Here is a 4233-nt window from a genome sequence, read left to right as displayed (position 1 = left end):
GGGCGCGGGGCCGGTGGTGGGGGCTCCCGCCGGCGGGGCGGTGCTGCGGTGGGTGCGCAACGCGTGCCTGCCGGTGGGCGGCCCGTCCGCGTGCTTGCGGACTCGGCGCAGCAGCGGCCAGAAGACCAGTGCGGCCACCACGGCGCCTCCGGCGAAGGACAAGACGACTAGCTCCACGTGCTCGCTCCGAATCAGTTCCGCTGGACGGCTTCGGTCGGTTCGGCTTCGGCGGTCTCGGCGGGCTCCGCGGCACCGCCGTTGAAGGGGGACTCCAGCGGGATCAGGTAGCTCTGGGTGTCCCCGCGCGGCTCCGGCAACCACACGTGGTGCGCCGGTTCGCCGACGAGTTCGGCATCGATGACGTTGTCGATCTCCTGCGCGGCGATCTCGTTGCTGGAGGCGCCGACGAGCCTGCCGACGCTGTCCAACGAGGACATGACGGCGGTGCGCAGCTCCTCCATCCGGGCCTGCTTGGTGTGCAGGTCCTGCAGGACGTCGAGCCGCAGCTGCTCGGTCTCGGCGTCGCGCCTGCCGCACTCCCAGCGGGTGCGGGAGAGCAGCGCGTCGGCCTCCTCCTGCGCGGCCGTGACGATCGACTTGTACTCGTCCCGGATGGCGTGGCGCATGGTGCGCTCCCGCTCCCGGATGTCGGCGAGGCTCTGTTCGTGCTCCCGGCGGATCTCGCGCTGCCGGACGTCGAGCTCGTCGACGAGGCGGGCGCATTCGGCCCGCATCGCCTCCGCGGCCCGGCCGGCCTCGTCGAGCAGTTGCTGCGCCTCGTATTCCGCGCTGCCCCGGATGGTCTCCGCCTGCCGCTGCGCCTGTTCGCGCAACGTCTGCACTTCTTCTTCGGCCAGCGACAGCATGTTCTGCACGCGCTGTGACGCGTGCGGAAGCCCGGTGTCGGAGGCTTCGATGCGCTTGAGGCGGAGTTCGGCTTCGGCGAGGTCGCGCCGCGCGTCGTCGCAGAGGCGGCGGAGGTCCGTGTTCAACGCCACCGCCTCGTTGCGATCGATGCTGACCATGCGCAGCTGATCTTCGAGCAGCTCGATGTGCTCGGTGACCTGGCGGCGGTGGAAACCTCGTACCTGGATGTCGAATCCGGGACGGAGCGGGACGACGGCTTGTGCGGAGTCCTCCACGTTGGACACTCCTCTCCACAGGCGAGGGTCGACTCGCCGAGGAGAGTAGGTCTGATCCGGACACCGCGCGCGGTGGAGCGGCGCGATCGCCACCTGATCGAGTAGTGCCGCCGCTCAGTGGATCTCGGGCGGACTGACCTGCGATTCGGGGATGGCCGACGCGGCCACGCCCCACTTGTCGAGGATGCGGGCGTAGCCGCCGTCGCGGATCAGCTCGTTCACCGCGGTCTGCAGCGCCGGGGCCAACGGGGAGTCCTTCGCCAGCGCGAAGCCGACGTCGAGCCTGCGGAACTCGTTGGCCAGCCGCAGCGCGGGCTGCTGCGTCGCCGCGTAGCGCAGACCGTTGATGGTGCTCATGATGACGTCGACCTTGCCCTGGGTGAGCGCCGAGTAGAGGGCGCTGCTCTCGGAGAACACCTGCACCCGGTAGGCGGGGCGGCCGAGGTCGGTGCAGCGGTGGGCCTGCGCGGACAGGGTCGCCTCGAAGGTGGTGCCCTTCGCGGTGCCGACGGTCTGCCCGCACAGCGCGGTCACCTCCGCGATCGGGGCGCGGTCGTCCCCGGAGCGGACCGCGAAGCCCTGCCCGTCGCGGATGTAGGTGGCGAAGTCGATGGTGCGCTTGCGCTCCTCGGTGACGCCGAAGTTCCCGGTGCCTGCGTCGTACTTGCCGCTGCCCAGCGCGGGCAGGATCGTCTCGAACGCGGCGTCCTGCGCCGCCACCCGCAGGCCGAGCTTGCGGGCCACCGCCTCGGTGAGGTCGACGTCGAGGCCGACCGCCGTGCTGCCGTCCGCCAGGTAGAACGCGGACGGCGGTGCTCCGCCGACGGAACGGCCGATGCGCAGCACCCCGCCGTCGCGGATCCGCGCGGGCAGCAGCGCGGCCGCCGCCTCGCTGCGCCGGACGCCGGAGACGACGTCGGCCTGCGCGTCCAGGCCCGGCGCGACCGCGTCCGGATCGGGTGCGGGCCCGCAGGCGGTGAGCAGAACTCCGCTCAACAGCAGGGCGAACGCGGTCGCCACGCGGTGTCCGATGCGCATGGTGGTCCCCTTCCGCGCCGCACCGGGCGGCGGGAATCGGTGGAGCGCCCCGGAAACCGAGGGCGGGGCGCGGCGGGCCTGGGTTCAGCGGTGGCGTCGACAGGACGCCGACCACACCAGGCCGAGGTCGATGTGGGTTCGCGCGACCAAGCACGTACGGGCGGGCACGCGACGAGCTTCACCGGGTTCGACCGGAGGTGTCAACGGTGGCCACAGGGTGGGACGGGGAGGTCGCGGTCTTGACCGGACTCGGCGCGGGATGGATGTTCGAACTCCCGATTCCCTTGCACAGGCGGGAGATCATGTCCGAACTGCGAGTCGTCCCGACGCCCGTCGCGGACGTCCCCGAAGTGGTGCCGCTGCGCCGCCCGTTCCGCTGGGCGGCCGCGGTGCTCGTGCTGGCGCTGCTGGCCGGCGCGGTGTTCTCGGTGGCGACGAACCCGAACTTCCAGTGGAACGTCGTCGGCGCCTACTTCGCCACGCCCGCCGTGCTGCACGGGTTGTGGCTGACGGTGTGGCTCACCGCGGTGACGATGGTGCTCGGGTTCGCGCTCGGCACCGTGCTGGCGGTGCTGCGGCTGTCCGGGAACCCGGTGCTCGCCGCCGTGAGCTGGGGCTACACCTGGTTCTTCCGGTCGGTTCCGGTGCTGGTGCAGCTGCTGTTCTGGTTCAACATCGGCGCGCTGTACCCGGTGATCGGTGTGGGGGAGTTCTCCACCAGTACGGTGGACCTGCTCGGCGGCGTCACGACCGCGGTGATCGGGCTCGTGCTGCACGAAGCGGCCTACGCGGGGGAAGTGGTGCGCGGTGGCATCCTCTCCGTCGACCCCGGGCAGTCCGAATCGGCGCAGGCGCTGGGGATGACGCGCGGCCGGATCCTGCGGCGCGTCGTGCTGCCGCAAGCGATGCGCGCCATCGTCCCGCCCGCCGCGAACATGCTCATCGGCACGTTGAAGGGCACCTCGATCGTCAGCGTCATCGCCGTGCACGACCTGCTGCACTCGGTGCAGCTGATCTACAACCGCAACTACCAGGTGATTCCGCTGCTGCTGGTCGCGACCGCCTGGTACCTGATCGTCACCTCGCTGCTGACCATCGCCCAGCACCGCGTCGAACGGCACTACGCCCGCGGGACCCGGAGCGAAGCGGAACCGGTGTCGTGGCGGCGAGTCCTGGGAGGCGGGCGATGACCGCGATGATCGACGTCCGCGGCGTGCGGAAGAGCTTCGGGCCGGTGCCGGTGCTGCGCGGCGTCGACCTCACCGTCACCGAAGGGTCCGTCACCTGCGTCATCGGGCCGTCCGGATCCGGCAAGAGCACGCTGCTGCGGTGCATCAACCACCTGGAGAAGGTCGACGCCGGCCGGGTGCAGGTGGGCGGATCGCTCGTCGGGTACCGGGAAGCGGGCGGCAAGCTGCACGAACTGCCGGACCGGATCATCGCCCGGCAGCGCGCCGAGATCGGCATGGTGTTCCAGGGGTTCCACCTGTTCCCGCACATGACCGCGCTCGGCAACGTGGCCGAGGCGCTCGTCGGCGTGCGGCGACTGTCCACGAAGGACGCATCGGTGCGGGCGCTGGCCGCGTTGCGCGACGTCGGGCTCGCCGAGCACGCCGACTCCTACCCGCGGCGGCTCTCCGGCGGACAGCAGCAACGGGTGGCGATCGCGCGGGCCGTCGCCGTGGAACCGAAGGTGCTGCTGTTCGACGAACCCACCAGCGCGCTCGACCCGCAGCTGGTCGGTGAAGTGCTCGCCGTGATGAAGGACCTCGCCCGCGGCGGGCTCACCATGGTCGTCGTCACCCACGAGATCGGTTTCGCCCGGGAGGTCGCGGACTCCGTGGTGTTCCTGGACGACGGCCTGGTCGTCGAATCGGGCCCGCCCGCGGAAGTGCTGCTCGCGCCGCGGGAGGCGCGGACGCGGGAGTTCCTGGACCGAGTCCTCTGACCCCCGTTGCCGGGGGGGGGGGGGGCGGGGGGGGGGGGGGGGGGGTTGGGTTGGAGGGGGGAGAGGCGCGGGGGGGGGGGGGGGGGGGGGGGGGCGGGGGGGGGG

At 71.8% G+C, this 4233-nt stretch carries 4 protein-coding genes; 2 read left to right on the top strand and 2 right to left on the bottom strand.

The window, feature by feature from the left end; all coding sequences use genetic code 11:
- Positions 1–191: 191 nt before the first annotated feature.
- Together LCD35_RS29450 and LCD35_RS29445 are read right to left on the bottom strand one after the other, a co-directional pair.
- Positions 192–1142 (bottom strand): DivIVA domain-containing protein, encoded by a 951-nt coding sequence (locus tag LCD35_RS29450; RefSeq protein WP_224969002.1) that lies wholly within the window; start codon positions 1140–1142, stop codon positions 192–194.
- Between the two features lie 114 nt (positions 1143–1256).
- Positions 1257–2180, bottom strand: coding sequence for an ABC transporter substrate-binding protein (locus LCD35_RS29445; protein ID WP_225045302.1), 924 nt, complete (start codon positions 2178–2180; stop codon positions 1257–1259).
- 302 nt (positions 2181–2482) lie between these two features.
- On the opposite strand from LCD35_RS29445, the gene LCD35_RS29440 reads away from it, so the two are divergent.
- Positions 2483–3370 carry an amino acid ABC transporter permease gene (locus tag LCD35_RS29440; protein ID WP_224960307.1) on the top strand — a complete coding sequence of 296 codons (888 nt, stop codon included), beginning with the start codon at positions 2483–2485 and terminating at the stop codon, positions 3368–3370.
- Positions 3367–4128, top strand: a complete 762-nt coding sequence (locus tag LCD35_RS29435; protein ID WP_304612913.1) for an amino acid ABC transporter ATP-binding protein — start codon at positions 3367–3369, stop codon at positions 4126–4128. The genes LCD35_RS29440 and LCD35_RS29435 overlap by 4 nt, the downstream gene beginning before the upstream one ends.
- Positions 4129–4233: the final 105 nt, after the last annotated feature.

Source organism: Saccharopolyspora sp. 6V (assembly GCF_020176785.1).
Taxonomy (GTDB): Bacteria; Actinomycetota; Actinomycetes; order Mycobacteriales; family Pseudonocardiaceae; genus Saccharopolyspora_C; species Saccharopolyspora_C gregorii.
This window is presented reverse-complemented; position numbering and strand designations above follow the sequence as displayed.